Annotated in this window: 14 protein-coding genes and 1 pseudogene; 10 read left to right on the top strand and 5 right to left on the bottom strand. The window is 71.3% G+C overall.

The annotated features are described in order from the left end of the window. The 6 genes and pseudogenes from JYK17_RS13490 to JYK17_RS13465 all read left to right on the top strand — a co-directional run bounded on the left by JYK17_RS13490 (position 1) and on the right by JYK17_RS13465 (position 8,109). A complete protein-coding gene (locus tag JYK17_RS13490) occupies positions 1 to 1,518 on the top strand; it encodes a sugar ABC transporter ATP-binding protein (protein ID WP_222810449.1) in 1,518 nt (505 codons plus the stop codon). After that, the gene (locus tag JYK17_RS13485) at positions 1,511 to 2,473 is read left to right on the top strand and encodes an ABC transporter permease (RefSeq protein WP_108014254.1); all 963 of its coding nucleotides are present in this window, start codon (positions 1,511 to 1,513) and stop codon (positions 2,471 to 2,473) included. Before JYK17_RS13490 ends, JYK17_RS13485 begins: the two co-directional genes overlap by 8 nt. A gap of 23 nt (positions 2,474 to 2,496) precedes the next feature. Further along, a complete protein-coding gene (locus JYK17_RS13480) occupies positions 2,497 to 3,501 on the top strand; it encodes an ABC transporter permease (protein ID WP_234548533.1) in 1,005 nt (334 codons plus the stop codon). Between the two features lie 128 nt (positions 3,502 to 3,629). Next, positions 3,630 to 6,773, top strand: a complete 3,144-nt coding sequence (locus JYK17_RS13475) for a TIM-barrel domain-containing protein (protein WP_504739971.1) — start codon at positions 3,630 to 3,632, stop codon at positions 6,771 to 6,773. 62 nt (positions 6,774 to 6,835) lie between these two features. Beyond that, positions 6,836 to 7,274 (top strand): annotated as a pseudogene (locus JYK17_RS13470) (nucleotidyltransferase domain-containing protein); the annotation flags it as partial. Positions 7,275 to 7,572: 298 nt separating this feature from the next. Then, the gene (locus JYK17_RS13465; RefSeq protein WP_108014250.1) at positions 7,573 to 8,109 is read left to right on the top strand and encodes a MarR family winged helix-turn-helix transcriptional regulator; all 537 of its coding nucleotides are present in this window, start codon (positions 7,573 to 7,575) and stop codon (positions 8,107 to 8,109) included. An 854-nt stretch (positions 8,110 to 8,963) separates the two neighbouring features. On the opposite strand, the gene JYK17_RS13455 is transcribed toward JYK17_RS13465, so the two are convergent. The 4 genes from JYK17_RS13455 to JYK17_RS13440 form a co-directional block, all read right to left on the bottom strand. Then, the gene (locus JYK17_RS13455) at positions 8,964 to 9,740 is read right to left on the bottom strand and encodes a DUF4142 domain-containing protein (protein ID WP_108014249.1); all 777 of its coding nucleotides are present in this window, start codon (positions 9,738 to 9,740) and stop codon (positions 8,964 to 8,966) included. 143 nt (positions 9,741 to 9,883) lie between these two features. Then, complete coding sequence (locus JYK17_RS13450; RefSeq protein ID WP_222810447.1) at positions 9,884 to 11,734, bottom strand: glycoside hydrolase family 76 protein; 1,851 nt, start codon at positions 11,732 to 11,734, stop codon at positions 9,884 to 9,886. Positions 11,735 to 11,910: 176 nt separating this feature from the next. After that, positions 11,911 to 13,431, bottom strand: a complete 1,521-nt coding sequence (locus JYK17_RS13445) for a glycoside hydrolase family 76 protein (protein WP_222810446.1) — start codon at positions 13,429 to 13,431, stop codon at positions 11,911 to 11,913. A gap of 273 nt (positions 13,432 to 13,704) precedes the next feature. Beyond that, positions 13,705 to 14,445 (bottom strand): VOC family protein, encoded by a 741-nt coding sequence (locus tag JYK17_RS13440; protein ID WP_222810445.1) that lies wholly within the window; start codon positions 14,443 to 14,445, stop codon positions 13,705 to 13,707. Positions 14,446 to 14,546: 101 nt separating this feature from the next. On the opposite strand from JYK17_RS13440, the gene JYK17_RS13435 reads away from it, so the two are divergent. From JYK17_RS13435 to JYK17_RS13420, 4 genes are all read left to right on the top strand, one after another. Beyond that, positions 14,547 to 15,788, top strand: a complete 1,242-nt coding sequence (locus JYK17_RS13435) for a sensor histidine kinase (RefSeq protein WP_222810444.1) — start codon at positions 14,547 to 14,549, stop codon at positions 15,786 to 15,788. Further along, entirely contained in the window at positions 15,785 to 16,450 is a 666-nt protein-coding gene (locus tag JYK17_RS13430) for a response regulator (protein ID WP_128800963.1), read from the top strand. Before JYK17_RS13435 ends, JYK17_RS13430 begins: the two co-directional genes overlap by 4 nt. A 116-nt stretch (positions 16,451 to 16,566) precedes the next feature. Then, positions 16,567 to 17,205: a GOLPH3/VPS74 family protein gene (locus JYK17_RS13425; protein ID WP_108014244.1), complete on the top strand. Its 639-nt coding sequence runs from the start codon at positions 16,567 to 16,569 to the stop codon at positions 17,203 to 17,205. Positions 17,206 to 17,475: 270 nt separating this feature from the next. Beyond that, entirely contained in the window at positions 17,476 to 19,038 is a 1,563-nt protein-coding gene (locus JYK17_RS13420) for a carboxylesterase/lipase family protein (protein ID WP_222810443.1), read from the top strand. A 96-nt stretch (positions 19,039 to 19,134) separates the two neighbouring features. Here JYK17_RS13420 and JYK17_RS13415 read toward each other — a convergent pair whose 3' ends face one another. After that, entirely contained in the window at positions 19,135 to 20,049 is a 915-nt protein-coding gene (locus JYK17_RS13415; RefSeq protein WP_222810442.1) for a PhzF family phenazine biosynthesis isomerase, read from the bottom strand. Between the last annotated feature and the right edge of the window lie 44 nt (positions 20,050 to 20,093).

Here is a 20,093-nt window from a genome sequence, read left to right as displayed (position 1 = left end):
GTGCTCTCGGTCAGCCACCTGTCCAAAACCTTCCCCGGCGTGCGCGCCCTGTCCGACGTGGACTTCACCGCGCGCGCCGGGGAGGTGCACGCACTCGTCGGCGAGAACGGCGCGGGCAAGTCGACGCTCATCAAGGTGCTCACCGGCGTGTACCGGCCCGACGCCGGCGAGTTGACCTACGACGGCGAACCGGTCCGCTTCGGCACGCCCCTGCAGGCCCAGCAGGCGGGCATCTCCACCATCTACCAGGAGGTCAACCTCGTCCCGCTGATGAGCGTGGCCCGCAATCTCTTCCTCGGCCGCGAACCCCTCGGCAGGCTGGGCCTGATCGACTTCCGGCGCATGCACCGCGAGGCCGACGAGGCTTTGCGCGGACTCGGCATCCGCGTCGACGTGCGCAGGCCCCTGCGCGAACTCGGCGTCGGCGCACAGCAGATGGTCGCACTCGCCCGCGCCGTCGCCGTCGACGCCCGCGTCGTCATCATGGACGAGCCCACCTCGTCCCTCGAACCACGCGAGGTCAAGACCCTCTTCGGGGTGATCCGCATGCTGCGCGAGCGCGGCGTTGCGGTCGTCTACGTCAGCCATCGCATGGACGAGCTGTACGAGATCTGCGACACCGTCACCGTCCTGCGCGACGGACGCGTGGTGCACACCGGCCCGCTCGCCGAACTCGACCGGCTGCGGCTGGTGGCCATGATGCTCGGCCGTGAGATCGGCGAGGTGCGCGAGGAGGGCATGACCAAGTTCACCGGCTCGCACGACACGGAGGCCGAACCGGTCCTGCGCGCGGAGGGGCTGACGGTCAGTCATCGGCTGCGGGACGTGTCCCTGGAGGTCCGGCCCGGGGAGGTCGTCGGCCTCGGCGGACTGCTCGGTTCCGGCCGCAGCGAAACCGCGAAGGCCATCGCGGGAGCGCTGCCCACCGACGCCGGACGGGTCGTCGTCGCCGGCGTACCGGTGCGGGCGGGCTCCACGGCCGCCGCGATCCGCGCCGGCATCAGCCTGCTGCCGGAGGACCGCAAGGCCGAGGGCATCGTGCCCGGACTGTCGGTGCGCGAGAACATCGCGCTCGCCGCGCTGCCCGCACTGTCCCGCTTCGGCCTCGTCGACGACACCCGCATCGACGCCATCGTGGAGACGTTCATGAAGCGGCTGCGCATCAAGGCCGCAGGCCCTCATCAGAAGGTCGGCGAACTCTCCGGCGGCAACCAGCAGAAGGTCCTGCTGGCCCGCTGGCTCGCCCTGCACCCCAAGGTGCTGCTGCTGGACGAGCCGACCCGCGGCATCGACGTCGGCGCCAAGGCGGAGGTGCAGGCCCTCATCGACGAACTCGCCGACGACGGACTGGCCGTACTCCTGATCTCCTCCGACACCGAGGAGCTGATCGAGGGCAGCGACCGCGTGGTGGTGCTCAAGGACGGTGCCGTCGTGCGCGAACTGACCGGCGACGCCGTCACCGAGGACGCCCTGATGCGCGCCATCGCGGCCGTACCCGCTGGAGGGAGCGATGACTGAACTCGCCCTGTCGCGCGGCTCGTTGGACCGCGATCGGCTGCTGCGCCTGCTCCAGGACTACGGCGTCTACGCCGGCGTACTGGTGCTTCTGCTCTTCAACTTCGCCTTCACCCCGCACTTCGTCTCCACGGAGAACTTCCGCACCCAGGCCGTCCAGGTCGCCCCCGTCCTCATCGTCGCGCTCGGCATGGCACTGGCGATCGGCACCGAGGGCGTCGACCTGTCGGTCGGCTCGGTAATGGCCCTGGCCACCTCCCTGCTGTCGCTCTACCTCGGCTACGGCCCCTGGATCGCGGCCCTGACCGCGGTGATCGGAGGCATCGTGGTCGGCGTCGCCAACGGCGCCCTCATCGCCTTCGTCGGCGTCCAGCCCATCGTCGCCACCCTCGCCCTGATGGTCGCCGGACGCGGACTGGCCCTCGTCCTGCTGCCCCAACTCAAGGACGTACGCGACCCCGGCCTGGCATCACTCGGCTCCGGCGACGTCCTCGGCGTGCCGTACCTGGTGCTCATCGCAGCGGTGCTCGCCGTCCTCGTCGCCTTCGTGATGCGCCGCACCACCTTCGGTCGGCAGGTCCTGGCCATCGGCGACAGCCGCCCGGCCGCCCGGCTCGCCGGACTCCCGGTGCGCCGGGTCCTGATCGTGGTCTACGTCTGCTCCGGCGCCCTCGCCGCGATCGCGGGCGTCCTCGCCACCGCCCGCCTCACCGCCAGCGACCCCACCTCCCTCGGCAACCTGATGGAGCTCTCCGCCATCACCGCCGTGGTCGTCGGCGGCACCCCGCTCACCGGCGGGCGGGTGCGCATCGGCGGCACCGTCGCGGGCGCCGTGCTCATCCAGCTGCTCACGACCACGCTCATCAAGCACGATCTGCCGCCGTCGTGGACCCAGATCGCCCAGGCCGTGGTGATCGTCCTCGCCGTCTACGCGGCCCGGGAACGAGGCAGGCGATGACCACGCAGACCGAAGAGGCCGGCATGCCGGCCGACACCGCGAGCCCCAAGGACGACGACCCCGGGCGCACGAACCGCTCCGAGCGGCTGAGCGCCCTCGCACAGCAGCACGGCGCGCTGGTCACCCTCGTGATCGCCATGGCCGTGGCGTCGCTGAGCTTCGACACCTTCCTCACCGGCGACAACCTCGAGAACATGGCGCTGTCCTCGGCGTTCCTCGCGGTGGTCGCCCTCGGCATGACCTTCGTGATCATCACCGGCGGCATCGACCTGTCGGTCGGCTCGCTGTTCGCCCTCGGCGGCGTCCTCGCGGCCTGGGGCTCGCAGTACGGCACCGTAGTGGCCCTGCTGCTGCCGCTCGCCGTGTGCGGGCTGATCGGCCTGGTCAACGGAGTGCTCATCGCGCACGTCCGGCTGGCGCCGTTCATCGTCACCCTCGCGGCGATGCTGGGCGCCCGCGGCATCCTGCTCGCCATCACGGACGAGGGCTCGAAGACCTACCTCGTCGACAAGGACTCCTTCTTCGCCACCCTCGGGCAGGGCTCACTGCTCGGCATCGGCGTGCCCGTGTGGATCACCGTGGCGCTGTTCGTGCTCGGCGCCGTCGTGCTGCGCGGGACCCGGTTCGGACAGTACGTCTACGCCGTCGGCGGCAACGAGGACGCGGGAGCCCTGATGGGCGCGCCCGTGGCCCGTACGAAGATCTCCGTCTACACGCTCTCGGGCCTGTGCGCCGGGCTGGCCGGCGCGCTCAACGCGGCCTGGCTGGTGTCCGGCGTGACCATTCTCGGCAGCGGGATGGAGCTGGAGGCGATCTCGGCGGTCGTCATCGGCGGCACCCTGCTCAGTGGCGGTTTCGGCTTCATCAGTGGCTCCCTCGTCGGAGTGCTGCTGCTGAAGGTCATCCAGAACGTGATCAACCAGATCGGCTCGCTCGACTCGGCCTACCAGCAGGTCGTCAGCGGGGCGTTCCTGGCCGTGGTGGTCGTTGCCCAGACTTGGCTGGGCCGGAGACGGAGAGTGCTGTGAGACCTTTTTCGTCCAGATACCGACGGGCGGCGGCTGTCGTCGCGTCCGGTGCGGTGGTGGGAATGTGCCTGGTGAGCCCGGGCATCGCGACGGCGGGCACCGCACACCAGCGGCCCCACCGTGCCACCGTGACCGTCGAGGACGCCCGGTTCGAGGTGCTGTCACCGACGTTGATACGGACCGAGTACGCCGGAGACGGTCATTTCGAGGACCGGCCCACCTTCAACGCGGTCGGCCGGGACTCCTTCACCCCGCCCCAGTACACCTCGTCGGTCGACGACGGCGTCCTGACCATCACCACCAGCGCCATGACGCTGCGCTACCGCGTGGGCTCCGGACCCTTCGACGCCGACAACCTGACGACCTCCTTCAAGGCGGGGCAGAGCCCGGTGCTCGCCGCGCCCTGGCAGCACGACGTGTGCGCCGTCGGCGCCCTGTGCGAGGCGGAGGACCAGCGCTACGACGGTCCCGGACTCGCCACCGACCACGGCGGGTTCACCGGGAAGGGCTTCCTCGCCGGCTTCGAGGTCGACAACAACTCCCTTGCCGCCGACGTCCGTACCTCGTCCGACGGCACCTACGACCTCGCCGTGCGCTACGCCAACGCGGTCGGCGCCGACGGCAAGCACGAGGCACGCACCCTCAGCCTCGACGTGGACGGGGGCGCCGACAAGACGTTCACGCTTCCCGCGACGGCCGACTGGGACACCTGGGGCGTGGCCCGTCTGCCGCTGACGCTCGGCGCCGGTACCCACACCGTCACGCTGCACCGCACCTCCGGCGACTCCGGCGACGTCAACATCGACAGCCTCGCCCTCCTCAACTCCGGCGCCGACTACCCCTCCCGGGCACAGAGCGCGGTCAACGGCTGCCGCTTCGGCACCAGTTGCGAGGCCGAGGACGCCCTCCTCGCCGGTTCCGCCACCATCGCCACCGACCACAAGGGCCACGCCGGCTACGGCTTCACCGCCGAGCTGAACCAGGGATCGAGCGTCAAGGACCGGATCACCGGCATCCCGGCCGACGGCACCTATCTGCTGAACCTGCGCTACGCCAACGGCACCGGCAGCGACGGCCTGCACCAGGCGCGCACGGTCGAGGTCGGCACCGGCAGCGGGGCCTCCCGCACCCTGACGCTCCCGGCCACGGACAACTGGGACACCTGGCAATCGGCGTCCGTCCCCGTCCAGTTGAAGGCGGGCACCGACGACGTCACCCTGAACTGCCCCGATTCCAGCAGCTGTCACGTCAACGTGGACACCCTGGCGCTCAGCCGCGAGGGGGATCCGGCACCCGCGCCCCACCTCGCCCTGGGCGGCTACCGCCGCAGCCTCGACGGGCTCAACGGCGACAACGACCCCACGCCGTGGACCACACCAGGTCTGCTGCACCGCGACGGCTGGTACCTGCTCGACGACACCGCCTCCGCCATCTACGACTCGGCCACCAAGAAGGCCACGGCCCGCCCCTCCCACGGCGGCAGTGCCTACCAGGACGGCTACCTCTTCGGCTACGGACACGACTACCAGAAGGGCCTGTCCGACCTCTCCACCCTGACCGGACCGTCCCAGCTGCTGCCCCGCTGGGCCTACGGCGTCTGGTACTCCGAGTACATCGACCGCACCGCGAACGACTACGAGAACACGATCCTGCCCGCGTTCCGCGCCGCGGACGTACCGCTGGACGTGCTCGTCACGGACACCGACTTCAAGTCGCCCAACACCTGGAGCGGCTGGAACTTCGACCCGGCCAAGTTCCCCGACCCCAAGGGCTTCTTCGACTGGTCGACCAGCCAGGGACTGCACAACACCCTGAACGTGCATCCGAGCATCCTCGGCACCGACCCGCAGTTCGCGAAGGCCCAGAGCACGGCCAAGGGCAAGCTGCGCAAGGGCGGTTGCGCGGGCGGCGCGGGCTCGGACTGCTACACTTTCGACTTCGGCGACCCCGACCAGCTCAAGGCCTACCTCGACCTGCACCGTCCGATGGACGCGGCCGGAAACGACTTCTGGTGGCTGGACTGGTGCTGCGACGCCTCCCGCTCCTCGCAGGCGGGCGTCACCCCGGACGCGTGGATCAACCAGAAGTACGCCGACCTCACCTCCGAGACCAGCGACCGCCCCTTCGTCCTGTCCCGCGCCTACGGATCGCTGCAGGCCGGCGGCTACAGCGGGGGCGTGGGCCTGCCCACCGGGCCGTGGGCCGACAAGCGCAGCACGCTCCACTTCACCGGGGACACGACCTCGAACTGGGGCACCCTGCACGCCGAGATCGGCTACACACCGGGGGAGTCCGCCGCCACCGGCCTCTCCAACATCAGCCATGACATCGGCGGCCACAACGACGGATACGGCATCCCCGGAGCCGAGACGTACACCTCGGACGGCCAGACCCACCGCACCACGAAACTGCCCGACGACCTGTACGCCCGCTGGGTGCAGCTCGGCACCTTCCAGCCCATCGACCGCCTGCACAGCAATCACAGCGACCGGCTGCCGTGGCAGTACGGCACCGACGCGCAGAAGTCCGCCGAGAAGTTCCTGCGGCTGCGCGAGTCGCTCGTGCCGTACACCTACACGCTGGCGCAGCAGGCCAACACCACCGGCATCCCCATCGTCCGCCCGCTGTACCTGCAGTATCCGGAGGAGGAGGCCGCCTACACCAAGGCGGACAGCGAGTACCTCTACGGCTCCGACATGTTGGTCGCGCCGGTCACCTCACCCGGCACCGACACCACCACCTCAGTGTGGTTCCCGCCGGGCCAGTGGACGGACTACTTCACCGGCCGCACCTACACCGGTGGCGCCACGCACGACGTCGAGACCACCCTGGACACCATGCCGGTCTTCGTCCGAGCGGGCGGCATCGTCACCACGCGGTCCAACAACGTGGCCGCCGACGCGAAGAGCCCGCTCGACAAGGTCAGCGTCTCGGTGGCCCCGGGAGCGTCCGGCACCTTCTCCCTCTACGAGGACGACGGCGTCACCTCCGGCAAGTCCGCGCGTACGGCCACCACCCGCATCCGCTACACCGAGCACAAGGGTGCGCACCTGCTGAGGATCGCCCCCACCAAGGGGAGTTTCCGAGGCCAGGCGAGCCACCGGACCTGGACCGTCTCCTTCCTCGGAGTCGACCAGGCTCCGAAGCAAGTACACGCGGGCGCCGCCAAGTTGACCGCATCGGCCTGGCACTACGACGCCACGACCCACGCCCTGCGCATCACCCTGCCCGCGCACAGCATCCACAGCGCACTGACCATCGCTTACCAGTAGCAGCCCATCCCGAGGGGCCCGCGCACAGCTGAACGCGCGGGCCCCTTCGCTACGTTGCACACATGACGACCGACTCCCTGCCGCCGGGCGGCACCGTATTCGACGCGGACGAACTCAAGGCCCGCTGGGCGCATGCGTGGCGTCCGGAGCAGGTCGCGGAGCGCTTGCAGGGGGTCCGTGCACCTTGGTGCGTGGCGGCAGGATGGGCGCTGGACCTCTTCCGCGGGGAGCAGACCGGGCCGCACGGCGATCTGGAGATCGCGGTGCCCTCGACGGCCTTCCCGGAAGTGCGGGACCGCTTTACGGAGTACGTGTGGGACGCGGTCGGCTCGGGACGGGTCTGGGCCGCGGCGGACGCCGAGACGCTGGCGGCCACGCATCAGACCTGGCTCCGGGATCCGGCCAAGAGAGCCTGCGGCTGCCGTACGACTCGATCATCAAGCGGACCCCGGATGGAATCCCTACCTGGTACCGGAGTTGGTTCTGTTGTTCAAGGCACGCCCGGGCATCCGTGGTCGAAGAGGCTGCGGGCGCGGGGAGTGGGCGGGCCCACCGACGGCCCGGTACGTCGTCCGATCCCGTGATCGAGTGCCGCTCACTCATGGGCGCTGCGTACCGGACCGCCGGTTGGGGGACCGGCGCGATTTTTGCACAGTGCAACAAGGGGCCGCCACCCGGACCGCGCACGACGGCCCGAAGGGCGGCGCCGGGTGCTGTTGACCGATGTCCCGGTCATGAAAAGGAAAACGTGTGCCCATCACGTAAGTGGGCGGCGACTTCGGCGAGGTAGAAAGAACGCATGCCGGAGCACGAAAGCCCCGCGGGGGCCATGGACGACGTAGACGCGGTCTCCCGGGCGGTCCTGTCCGCCTCCCGCCTGCTGTTGGCCGTCTCCGCCCGTTCGCTCGCCGAGTACGAGGACCGGGTGACGCTGCCGCAGTTCCGGATGCTGGTCGTGCTGGAGACCCGGGGCGCCACCAAACTGGTCGCCCTCGCCGATCTGCTGCAGGTGGCGCCGTCGACGGCGATGCGGATGGTCGACCGGCTGATCGCGGCCGGGCTCGCCGACCGGCAGACCAACCCCGAGAACCGCCGCGAGACCCTGCTGCAGCTCACCGACGAGGGCCGGCGTGCCGTCGCACATGTCACTGCCCGCCGCCGAGCGGAGATCGCCACGATCGTCGAACGACTCGCTCCCACCCAGCGTCTCGCGCTCATCGAAGCCCTCAACGCCTTCAACAGGGCCGGAGGCGAACCCCTGGCCTCCGCCACGGACGGCCCCGAACCGCACCCGCCCGACCCGGCCATGGACGGCGTGGCGGCGCACGACGCCTGACGTCTCCCGCTCCCGTACGCCCGCCGCCTCCGGCGGCCCCTCATCCACGCCCCGCATATTTTGCATAATGCAAGGGCGCGACCGGCGCCGCACGAGCACCGGTCCGAAGGACCGGAAAGGACACGGGGCGTGGCACGCATGCACCGAAGAAGACGGCCCCGGTCCTCACACCGGTCCCCGCTGATGGGCCACTTGCGCACATCGGTGTGGGGCCCCGCGGAGTTCGTCGGCCTGCCGCCCTGGTGGCTCGTGGGGGAGGGGCTCCTCGCGGGCCTCCTGGGCGCCGCCGCGATCATCGGCCCGACGCTCTACGGCGCCTGGACGGGGCGACCGGCCCTGGCCGACGGCGAGTCGGGCCTGGTGTGCGCGGCGGCCCTCGCCCTCTATGTGGCCCTGACGGGGGCCGGGCGCGCGCTGGTCGGCATCGTCGCGCTGCTCGGCGTATGCCTGGCCCTGCAGACCCCGCAGGCCGCGGCCGGTGTGGTGCTGGCGGAACGGGGACGCGTGCAGTCCGTCGTGGTGACATCGGTCGACGAGGGCCGGCTCCCGGACGGGGTGCATGAGCGGTACCTCTGCACGGTGACCGACGCCGACGGCATCCCGCTCAAGGTCCGCATCTGGCGCGGTTGCGGACGCGCCACCCGCCCCGGGGACGCGCTCTCCGTCCGCTACGACCCCGAAGGGCGGGTACGCCCGCGCGGAGTGCGGACGGGGGACGCCGCCCCCAGGCCGCTGCGCGATCTCGCCCCGTGGACCGCCACGCTCGTCACGAGCAGCCTGGTCGCCGTCGTGCGCTCCTTCCGCCTGTCCGGCCCTCCGGCGCCTGCGAACCGCGATGTGACGCGACGCCGAGGTCACCCCACCGTCGCGGAACCGGACGGCGCGGCAGGCACGTTCGGCGTGGCCGGGACCGAGGTTCCCGTGGGAACCCCCTCGGCCGAGACTCCGGGCGGCGGAGTGAGGACGACCATGGGCACACCCGACTGAGGCACCGGCGGGGTGACCTGGTTGGACGGAAGCTTCTGCGGGCTCGTCTCCTGCGCGTTGACCTGGTCGAAGTTGACCAGCCCGGAGCCCTCCATCTGCGCGATGTGATCCAGCACCACATCGTTGGCCTGCTCCGCCAGTTGCCGTACGAGCGTGTTTCTGGTGGTCGAACGGATCTTGGCGATGGTGTTGAAGATCGAGCCGTGGGTGACGCGCAGGATGTTGGTGAGGTCGGAGTCGAACTGCTTGCCGGTGTCCGACTGCAGGGTCGCGAGGAAACCCTGCTGCTGCGGCGTCGGCTGGTTGGGAATGGTGATGTTCAGCTCCGGAGCGATCTTGCGGCAACTCGCGTCGAGTGCGGCATGCCCGATGATCAGATGCCGCCCGGCCTCGCGTACGGCCGCGGTCGTGCCCTTCTTCACCGCCAGCTCCCCGGACGGGAACTCCCACAGCCCGGCCGCCCGTACGAACACGACGAAGTTGCGGTCGGCCTCGGTGAGCGGACCGAAGCGGGTGTTGGCGATCACCCGGGCGCCGTTGCTGGACGTCTTCTGAACGCCGAGGAAGCTCGGGTACGCCAGGGCCGCGACGGTCACGGCCAGGGCGCCGCCGACGAAGACGGATCCAATGGTGAAGCGGGACATGGGCGGGGGCACCTCCGGTGCGGGCGAGCGCGGACACCAGGAGGTACGAGCACGGCACATGCCTGAACCTTTGCCGCAGGTAAAGCTTGCACTGTGCCAAGCTCGTCCTCCCGGTGTCGTAGCACCGCCTCCCCGCACGGCGCCTAGAACCGTGCCGCGGCCGTCAGCGCCTCCAGCGCGCTCGCCTGGGTGCGCCAGTCCGAGGTGTTGGGGCTCGTGCCCGACCAGCGCTGGCCGAGGCGGTTGAGGGAGTCCCGGTCGGCGGCCCAGAGGGAGTCGGCCTGTTTCCTGACGTACGCCTTGTAGGTCGCGGACCCGGTGGCGTCGGCGAGGTCGGCGAAGTGACGGATGAAGATGCCCTTGAACTGCTTCTGGTTGTCGTCGCAGGAGCCCGAACCGACGTCGCAGGACTCGGTGAGCACGCCGTCACGGGTCAGCGCGGAGGAGGACATCGCCGCGTCGGCCAGCCGCTTCGCCGTGTCCAGGTACCGGCCGTCGCCCGTCGAACGCCACAGCTGCGTGAACGCGCCGATGGCCAGGCCCTGGTTGTAACTCCACACGGTCTGGCCGTTGTTGGCGCAGCTCGCGGTCAGTCCGTCGTTGACCAGGCCCGAGGAGTTGATCAACCCGCTCGCCAGATACCAGTCCGCGGCCGTGGTCGCCCGGGCGCCCCACACGGTGTCGCCCCCGATCCGCTCGTGCAGCGAGGTGGTCAGCCACAGATACAGCCCGTTGGTGACGGCGTTCTTGTAGGTGCGCTCCCGGTTCCACCACACACCGCCGCCGCATGTACCGGTGTCCCAGTACTGCTGCACGTAGTCGGTGATGGTGACCGCCTCGTCCAGATAACGCTGCTCGCCCGTGTAGTCGTACGCCGTCACCCAGGCCACCGCCCACCATGCCGCGTCGTCGATCGCACGGCTGATGAAGTGGCCCTCGATCGGGTCCGAACTGCGCCCGCCCGCCGGGAAGACGCCGCGGTTCTGCTCGAAGGTACGGGCGATCGCCCAGTCGTAGTCGTGCCGCCCGCTCTGCTCGGCGAAGTCGATCAGCGCGGTGAGCGCGACGGCCGAGTTCCACCAACTGCTGCGCCACCACCCCTCGTTGGTCTGGTAAGACGCCATCAGCGCGTCCGCGCCCGCGCGGGCCCGGGTCGGTGCGGGCCGCACCCAGGCCGTGCAGCTGCCCTCCTGGTGGGATGCCTCCCGGCCGCAGGCGCGGACCGCACCGCCGTACAGCAGGCCGCGCGGGTCCCGGGTGGCGAACATGACGGTCCTGGTCGAGGAGGCTCCCGACGACACGCTCGTACGGCCGAGCGACGAACCCTCCGGCCAGCTCGCGCCGTTGTCCCAGGACCGGTCGAGCCAGATCTCGTCGCCCGCGCCACCGCCCGCGATGACGCCCCAGGCCATGCCGCCCTGTTGGTCGACGTGCAGGCTGATGGTGCGTCCGTACAGGCTGGTTGACGGGACGGGGGTGTCGTCGCCCGCCGCGGTCGCGGGGTCGGCGCCGTCGCAGGACGTGCCGTCGCACACCTTCGGGTACACCCAGTCGGTGCAGGCCACGCCGGCGGCGTCACCGCAGGCGCGGACCCAGCCGCGGCGGTGCCCGACCGGGTCGGTGATGTTGTACATGAGCGTGCGGGTGCCGGTCCAGGTGCTCGGGATGCTCGCCTTGCCGAGCACCGGTTCCCAGGTGGCGCCCCGGTCCCAGGACCGGTCCAGCCAGACCGAGTCGCCGCTCACGCCGTCGTCGATGCTGGCCCAGGCCATGTCGTCCGGGTCGGAGACGTGCAGCCGCACGGTGCGGCCGTTGATGTTCTTGCTGGGCACCGGGAAGGTGTCCTGCTGTGCCTGGGACGGATCCAGGGTGTCGCAGGCCAGGGCGCAGACCGCCGTGGCGGCATGCGAGGGAGTGGGGAGGGCTACCAGGCCGGTCAGGGCCAGGAGCAGGGCCAGGAGGCCGCCGATGGCGGGGTGGGTCCGCGCTGACATGACGTACCGCCGATCTGTGAGGGCCGTGCGCCGAAGGAGGAGTCGGCGGCCGCCCGGTCAGGTGGGCGGCCGCCACGATCGCTCCGGGTGAGGGGGAGGGCGCTGTCCGCACAGGGAGCGGGAACCGTGTGCGGACAACGTTGTCGCGCCGTACGGAGGTGCTGTCAACGCCCCTGTCAGGGCGCCGCGTTGAGCAGATCGAGGGCGCTCTGCTGCCGCGCCGCGTCCACCTTGTCGAGCGGTCCTGACCAGCGCAGTCCGTACTGGTCGAGGGCGTTGCGGTCGCTCGCGTAGGCGCGATCGGCCTGCCGTTGCAGATAGGCGGTGTACGGATGGTCCGGCAGCGCGGCGTTGAGCTTGCCGAGACCACGCACGTCCGCGCCCTTGAAGGAGGGCCCGTCGCCGCCGCAGTCACCGCTCTCACAGGGATCCCGGAGGATGCCGTCGGCCGTGTGCAGCGAGGAGGTCGTGGTGGCGGCGTCGGCGATCTGCCGCGCCCGGGTGAGCAGCGTGCCGTCCCCGGTGGCCCGGCTCAGCTCGGTGAGCGCACCGAGCAGGACGCCCTGGTTGTAGGACCAGACCGCCTGGCCGTTGTTCCGGCACGTGCCCAGATCTATCCCGTCGTTGACCAGGTTCGAGCCGTTGATCATGCCGCTGCCCTGGAACCAGGTCCAGCCGGCGCGTGCTCGATCCAGATAGGCCGTCTCGCCCGGGATGCGGTTGTGCAGGGCCGCGTTGAGCTGGATGTAGAGGGAGTTGGCGATGGCGTTCTTGTACGTCTTCGCCGTGCTCCACCACACCCCGCCGCCGCAGGTGCCGTCCCAGTACGCCGCCATGTGGTCGGCGTCCGCGCGGGCGGTGTTGAGGTAGCGGCTGTCGCCGGTCAGGTCGTAGGCGGCGACCCAGGCGAGCCCCCACCAACCGGTGTCGTCGATGTAGTCGTTGCGGAACTGCCCGCCCTGCGCGTTCAGGTTCAGGTCGTAGGTGCGGGAGATCGCGTACCTGTAACTGCCCATCCCCGACACGCGGATGTTGTCGATGACGGCGGTCAGCGCGTTCGCGGAGTTCCACCAGCCGGTGGTGTCGAACAGGCCGGTGGAGTTGTTGTAGAGGGTCATCAGGCCGGTGGCCGCCGCGGTCCGCCGGTCGCCGGCGTTCCATGTGGTACGGGCCCACGGAGTGCAGGCGATCTCGGCGCGGTCGCCGGCCTTGCCGCAGGCGCGCAGGGCGCCCACACCCTGGTTGTTCCAGTCGTCGACGTTGTACATGAGCGTGCGCCAACCCCGTTGCCCCGCAGGGACGTTGGTGTCGCCGAGCTTGCTCCCGGAACTCCAGGTGCGGCCGCCGTCGAGGGAACGGTCGAGCCAGACCTCGTCACCCGGGTTGCCGTTGTCGACGGACGCCCAGCCCATCGCGTCGGCGTCGTCGAAGTGCAGGGCGATCGACCGCCCGTAGATGCCGGCGGTGACCGGGGAGCGGTCGCCGGGAGAGAGGGCGGGATCACGGGCGTCGCAGTACTTGTTGCAGATGGCCGCGGCGGCGGAGGTGCCGTTGTCGGCGGCGGATGCCGGTTGCGGGGCGGGGCCCGCGAGGAGTGCGAGGGCGAAGGCCGCGGCCGACACCGCGGCGGTGAGGGGTCCGGATCGGTGGGGTCTTCGGGTGCGCCGGGGCCGTCGAGGTCTTCGTACGGGAGTCATGGGGCCTCCCCATCGGCTCAATGCTCTCCTGGCCTTGCCGTGGGCCTGCCGACGCCGCTTCGCGGAAGGCGTCGGTGACGGAGACTGCGACGGCCCGGGAGCATGCTGTGGATGAAATAGAGAGCGCTCTCAGAAGGTAATGACGGGGAGACGGAGCGTCAATGGGTTGCGGCGTACGAGAGTTGGGGGATGGGGAAGCGGGGGACCTGCGACCTGCCCACCGCGAAAAGTCCCGCGCGCCGGAAGCGACCGGGGTGGCGTCGAAGTGCCGCGTCAGTGCAGGGCGAGGACGCAGAACTCATGGCCCTCCGGGTCACTCAGGCACGTCCACGGGACGTCGCCCTGGCCGAGGTCGAGGTCGGTGGCGCCGAGCGCGCGCAGACGACTCACCTCCGCCTCCTTGTCGTCATCGGCGTGCGGCAGCAGGTCGAGATGGACGCGGTCGGGCACGGTCTTCGGGTCGGGGGTGCGGATGAACTCGACGTAGAGGCCGACCCCTTGGGCGGAGCGCAACCGCGCCTGATCGTCGCTCACCTCGTGCAGCGTCCAGTCCAGGGCCTCGTCCCAGAACCGGGCCATCGCCCGCGGATCCACGCAGTCGACCACGATCGCGGCGATCGGCCCGGTCTCCCGGTAGATCTCCCGAGGCTCCAGCACGCAGAACTCATTGCCCTCGGGGTCGGCGAGCACCGTCCACGGCCCGTCGCCCTGGCCGACGTGAACCGGGGTCGCACCGAGAGCCCTGAGGCGGGCGGTCAGCTCCGCCTGGTGGGCCGTGGAGGTGGTGGCGAGATCGAGGTGCACACGGTTCTTCACCGGTGACTTGAGCTCCGGAACGGGGACGACATCGATGCCCACGACGACCGGGTCCGGCCACACGAGGTCGGCCCCGGGCCCTACGTACGTCGTCACACCGGGACTGTGCGCGGTCCAGCCGAGTGCCTGCGCCCAGAACCGGCCGACGGCCGCGGCGTCGAGGGCCTTGATGTTCACCTGTACGGGGCGCAGTGTCATGCCCGCGATCCTATGCACACCCTGGACCCCACCAGGCGAAAAGCCGAGTCGCGCGCTGACGGTTGAGCTACCCGGCCGCCGCCGCTGGATAGGGTCGGGGCGTGGAGCTCAGCAGCAGGCAGCCGGACGACGTACTCGCCCGGGAGGTGCAGGGCAAGCTGTCGCCCCGGACGGTCCGGGCGCTGTGGTGGGGCTCGGCCGGTCTGGTGCTCGGCGTCCTGGGCACCTCGGTGGTCGTCGCCGGTGCGGAGCGCGGGTGGAGGCTGCCCGTGGCCGCGGTCCTGGTCCTCGCGCAGGCATGTGCCTTGAAATGGCAGGCCAGTGCCCCCGTCCCCGTCCTGGCGGTGAACGCGCTGACCGGGCTCGCGGTGTGGGGCCTGCTGCCCGAGGTGTCGCTGACCGGGGCGCTGCTCGCGGCGCAGATCACGTTGTGCGTGCTGTCGGCCACCGCGTCGCGACGAATGTCGGTGTGGGCGCTGGCGGCGATGTGCCTGCCGGCGGTGCCGGCCTTCGGCGCGGGCGGCCCGGCGGGGCTCGCGGTCTATCTGCTGACGGTGGTCCTGGCCTGGACCGTGGGGCAATGGCGGCGGGCGCAGCAGGCGCGGATCAGGGCGGAGACGCGCCGGGCCGTGGTGGAGGAGCGCGCCCGGATCGCGCGCGAGGTGCACGATGTCGTGGCGCACACCCTGTCGGTGATGGTCATTCAGGCGGGCGCCGCCGACGACGTGTTCACCGAACGGCCCGACCAGGCCCGTACGGCGCTGCGTGCCATCGAGACGGGCGCCCGCTCCGCGCTCGGCGAACTGCGCCTGCTGCTACGGGCGTTCGGGCCCGCCGCGGGAGGGGCGGGCGGGGGAGTAGCGGGCGAGGGAGGGGCGGGCGAGGGAGGAGCGGGCGAGAGCGGGGTGGGCGAGGGAGGGGACGGCGCCGGCGAACGGCCCGCCCCGGAGCCCTCGCTCGCCCGCCTGGACGAGCTGGCGGACACCGTGCGCGCGACCGGGATGACTGTGCGGGTGCACCGCGAGGGCGACGACGAACTGCCGCCCGCCGTGGACCTGGCCGCGTACCGGATCGTCCAGGAAGCCCTCACCAACACCCTGCGCCACGCAACCGGCGCCGACGCGGTGAGCGTGCACGTGACGACGGAAGGGGAGTGCGTGAAGGTCACGGTGGTCGACAACGGGCGTACCAGGCAAGGCAGTTCGGCCACCGCGGGAGCGGGGCGAGGGCTTGTGGGGATGAAGGAACGGGCGCGGCTCGTGGGCGGCAGCCTGCGCGCCGGGCCGCTGCCCGGAGGCGGGTTCGAGGTGACGGCGCGGCTGCCGTTGGAGCGCGCCTCATGACACTGCGCGTGGTGGTGGCCGATGACCAGGCCCTGGTCCGTACCGGTTTCCGCATGATCATCGACGCCCGGGACGACCTGGAGGTGATCGGCGAGGCGTCCGACGGCGACGCGGCGGTGCGGCTGACCCTGGAACTGGCGCCCGACGTGGTGCTGATGGACGTACGCATGCCCGTGGTCGACGGCATCGAGGCGACCCGGCGGATCGTGGAGAGTGGCAGCCGGGCCCGGGTGCTCGTGCTGACCACCTGGGACGTCGACGCGCATGTGGTCGCCGCCCTGCGGGCCGGGGCCAGCGGCTTCCTGCTCAAGGACATCCGCCCCACCGAACTCGTCGACGCGATCCGCCTCACCGCGCGCGGCGACGCGCTCCTGGCGCCGACCGTGCTGAGCCGTGTCCTCGACCAGTTCCTGCGCACCACGTCCGACCCGGCGCCGCCGCCCGCCCTGACGGATCTCTCCGCCCGCGAGCGGGAGGTGCTGACCCTGATCGGGCAGGCCCTGTCGAACGCGGAGATCGCCGAGCGGTTGCGACTCTCCGAGGCCACCGTCAAGAACCACGTCACCGCGGTCCTGCGCAAACTGGGCCTCCGCGACCGCGTCCAGGCAGTCGTCGCCGCCTACGACCACGGCCTCGTAGAGCCGCGCAGGCCGTCCCGTTAGGCGTTGGGCGTCTCCTCCTCAAGGAGGAGGCCGGGCCGCGATCCTCCTGTGTTCCCAGTGCCGGACCGCTCGTGCGGCCGATCCGCGGGCAGGGGCACCGGCCGTAGCGTCGGGATGTGACCGACGACCTGCCCTGCCTCATGTATCTGCTCGCCCACGACGACGCGGCCGAAGGCCCGTACGACCGTTCCAGGACACTGCTGCTGCTCCGGGCCGCCGCGCTGATCGACCTCGCCTCGCGGGGCCGATTGGGAGAGGACGGCGGCAGGGTCACGGTGTCCGGCGCACAACCGACCGGCAACCCCGTCCTGGACGGCGTGCTCGGCGACGCCGCTGCCGGACACGGCTGGAAGCATCTGGTGCGCACCCACCGCAAGCGCACCCTGACGCAGGTCGAGGACCGGCTCGCCTCGGCGGGACTGCTCACCGTGAAGGAACCCCGCACCCCCTTCGGCACCAGGCGCGTGAGCGTGACGGACCGGACCGTGCCCGCCGCCATACACACCCGTGTCACCGCGGCCCTGCACGGCAACGGCCCCGTACACGAGATCCCCACCGCCGACGCCGCACTGCTGGCGCTGGCCGCGGCGGGCGGCCTCCGCTCGGTCGTCTCCCGCCAGGACCAGAAGACCCACCGGGCCCGGATCGACGCCTGCACACGAACTCTCGCCGTCCTCGCACCGGGCCTCGAGAAGGCCGTACGCGCCCTGCCGACGACCGTGATCGCGGCGCAGGGGGGTATGGGCGGCGGCTGATCGCGTGAACGGGGCGGTGTGGGGCGGCAGATGCTGAACGGCGTGGCCTGGGGCGGGAGATGACCGAACGGGGTGGCGTGGGGCGGGAGATGACCGAACGGGGCGGCGTGGGGCCGCAGATGACTGAACGGCGCGGCCTGGGGCGGCAGATGACCGCACAAGGCGGCATGTGCCGGTAGTCGACTGAACGAGCGTGGCTGCATGCGCCAGCAGTCCCGGAAACGAACGCGGCGGCAAGCGGCCGTAGTTGACCGAACGAACGGGGAGACGATGACCATGCACCGCGTCCTGGCCACCACGGCCTGCGCGCTGACCGCCGTACTCGCGACGGCCTGGTCGGCGGCGCCACCGCCATCGTCGCCCCGGCCCGCGGCCACGACGGTCCGCACGCACGACGGCGCGATCCGGGGTACGGCCCACGACGGCTACCGCACCTTCGAGGGCATCCCCTACGCGGCGCCGCCGGTCGGCGGCCTGCGCTGGGTGTCGCCCCGCCCCGCCGCTTCTTGGCCAGGGGTGCGGGACGCGACGCGTCCCGCGAGCGCCTGCCCGCAGCCGGCCGGTGAAGTGCCGGGCGGCAGTATCGACGAAAACTGCCTCCACCTGAACGTCACCGCGCCCGACGGCGCAGCACCGACGCACCCCCGGCCGGTGATCGTGTGGCTGCACGGCGGCGGGTTCACCACCGGGGCGGGCAGTTCCTACGACGCCCACCGCATGGCCACGCGCGGCGATGTCGTGGTCGTCACCGTCAACTACCGCCTCGGCGCCCTGGGTTTTCTCGGGCACGCCGGCCTGCCCGGCTCCGGCACCTTCGGCCTGGCCGACCAGCAGGCGGCGCTGCGCTGGGTCCGCGCCGAGATCGGCGCTTTCGGCGGCGACGCGCACCAGGTGACCCTGGCGGGTGAGTCCGCGGGCGGCTACAGCGTCTGCGCCCAGCTCGCCTCGCCCGCCGCCGCGGGGCTCTTCGACCGGGCGATCATCGAGAGCGGCCCGTGCACCGGCCGCCCCGACCGCCCGTTCGCCCCGTACTCCGTACCCCTGTCCACGGCTCGGGCCACGGGCGCCGACCTCGCGGCCGAGGTCGGCTGCGCTTCCGCCCGTGACGTGATGGCGTGCCTGCGGCGCGTGCCTGTCGACCGTCTGCTCGCGGCCCAGGCCACCGATCAACAGCCCGCGTACGGAACGCCGTTGCTGCCGCGCGATCCGGGAACCGCTCTCGCCGCCGGACGCTTCCACCGTGTTCCGGTGCTCCTCGGCAACAACCACGACGAGGGCAACGGCTGGGCGGCCGGGATCATCCAGGCCGGCAATCCCGTCACCCCCGACACCTGGCCCGACGTCGCGGCCACCTTCTTCCCCGCACCTGGGCAGGCGAAGGCGATCGTCCGTGAGTACCCGGTGCACCGCACCGACGGCGGCCCGGTGTTCGGCGCGGTCATCGGCGACGCGAACTTCGCCTGCCCGACGGCCCGCACCGACAGCCTGCTCACCACTCAAGTCCCGGTCTGGCGCTACGAGTTCGCCGACGAGCACGCCCCACCGCTCACCTCGAACACGCCGCCCTTCCCGCTGGGCGCACCCCACGCGAGCGAACTGCCCTACCTCTTCGACCTGGGCGGCCGCCCCCGCGAACTGACCCCGGCACAGCACCGCCTGGCCGACACCATGATCGACTACTGGACCCACTTCGCCCGTACCGCCAACCCGAACGGCCCATCATCACCACCCTGGTCCCGCCGAACGGTGCTGTCCCTCGCCCCGGACCACATCGCCCCCACCCGCACCACGCAAGGCCACCATCACTGCGGGTTCTGGGACGCCTTCGGGTGACCCCAACATGGTGCTGCGCCAGGCGATTTCGGTGCCCTGGTTCATGTGGTTGCGCCGCTCGGACTCGTTGATCCGCCGCTGAGACCGACGACAGCGTCACCGCACATGGCCGGGACCTCGACCGATCGGCACAGCCCGCCCCGTGACCCGTGTCCGGGTGTCCTGCGGGTCGACGTCGATGAGCAGATCGCTGGGGCGCCCCATGTCCTCGCCCTGGCGGATGGTGATCCTGGCCGGGGAGGTGACCAGCCCCAGGCTGCGGAGATACCCGCCGAACGCCGCGGCCGCCGCCCCGGTTGCCGGATCCTCCACGACGCCGCCCACGGGAAACGGGTCACGGGCGTGGAAGCGTTCCGGCGACTCGCGCCACACCAGGTGGACGGTGGTCCAGTCATGACGCCGCATCACCTCGGCGAGCCCGTCGAAGTCGTAGTCCAGGTCTGCCAGGCGCGCCCGGGAGCGGGCGGCCAGCACCAGGTGGTCGTTGCCGCCGAACGCCACGTGGGGCGGGAGTGCGGGGTCCAGTTCTTCGGGGGCCCAGCCCAGCGCCTTCAACGTCGCCTCCAGCTCGGCGCTGGTGGCGGGGCGTGAACGGGTCGGCACGCTGGTGAGGGTCGCCAGCGCCGTTCCGTCGTCGTCCACCCTGATGTCCACGGGGATCTCCCCGGCGGGAGTGTCGAGGACGATCTCGCCGGGGCCCAGCTGTTCGGCGAGGGCGACGGACAGGGCGACGGTCGCGTGTCCGCAGAAGGCCACCTCGGCGAGCGGGCTGAAGTAGCGCACCCTGAACCGGCGTGCCGCGTCGTCGTGGCTGGTGACGAAGGCCGTCTCGGAATAGCCGACCTCGGCGGCGACGGCGAGCATCTCGGCATCGCCGAGCCCGGAGGCGTCGAGCACGACCCCGGCGGGATTGCCGCCCGCCGGATCGTGGGTGAAGGCGGCGTAGCGCAGGATCCGCGTGTTCGGCTTTGCGTGGTGCACGGGGCTCGCCCCGCTCGCGTCGTTGGTCATGGCTCCACGCTGCCACGGTCGGTCGATCGAGTCCAACGATGGAT

The organism is Streptomyces plumbidurans (genome assembly GCF_019857225.1).
Lineage (GTDB): Bacteria > Actinomycetota > Actinomycetes > Streptomycetales > Streptomycetaceae > Streptomyces > Streptomyces plumbidurans.
The sequence above is the reverse complement of the archived record's forward strand: the minus strand, read 5'-3'. Positions and strand labels throughout refer to the sequence as shown.

Coding starts and splice junctions, on each gene's coding strand:
- JYK17_RS13485 (WP_108014254.1), top strand. CDS start 1,511: ATGACTGAACTCGCCCTGTCGCGCGGCTCGTTGGACCGCGATCGGCTG.
- JYK17_RS13480 (WP_234548533.1), top strand. CDS start 2,497: ATGCCGGCCGACACCGCGAGCCCCAAGGACGACGACCCCGGGCGCACG.
- JYK17_RS13465 (WP_108014250.1), top strand. CDS start 7,573: ATGCCGGAGCACGAAAGCCCCGCGGGGGCCATGGACGACGTAGACGCG.
- JYK17_RS13455 (WP_108014249.1), bottom strand. CDS start 9,740: ATGTCCCGCTTCACCATTGGATCCGTCTTCGTCGGCGGCGCCCTGGCC.
- JYK17_RS13450 (WP_222810447.1), bottom strand. CDS start 11,734: ATGTCAGCGCGGACCCACCCCGCCATCGGCGGCCTCCTGGCCCTGCTC.
- JYK17_RS13445 (WP_222810446.1), bottom strand. CDS start 13,431: ATGACTCCCGTACGAAGACCTCGACGGCCCCGGCGCACCCGAAGACCC.
- JYK17_RS13440 (WP_222810445.1), bottom strand. CDS start 14,445: ATGACACTGCGCCCCGTACAGGTGAACATCAAGGCCCTCGACGCCGCG.
- JYK17_RS13430 (WP_128800963.1), top strand. CDS start 15,785: ATGACACTGCGCGTGGTGGTGGCCGATGACCAGGCCCTGGTCCGTACC.
- JYK17_RS13420 (WP_222810443.1), top strand. CDS start 17,476: ATGACCATGCACCGCGTCCTGGCCACCACGGCCTGCGCGCTGACCGCC.
- JYK17_RS13415 (WP_222810442.1), bottom strand. CDS start 20,049: ATGACCAACGACGCGAGCGGGGCGAGCCCCGTGCACCACGCAAAGCCG.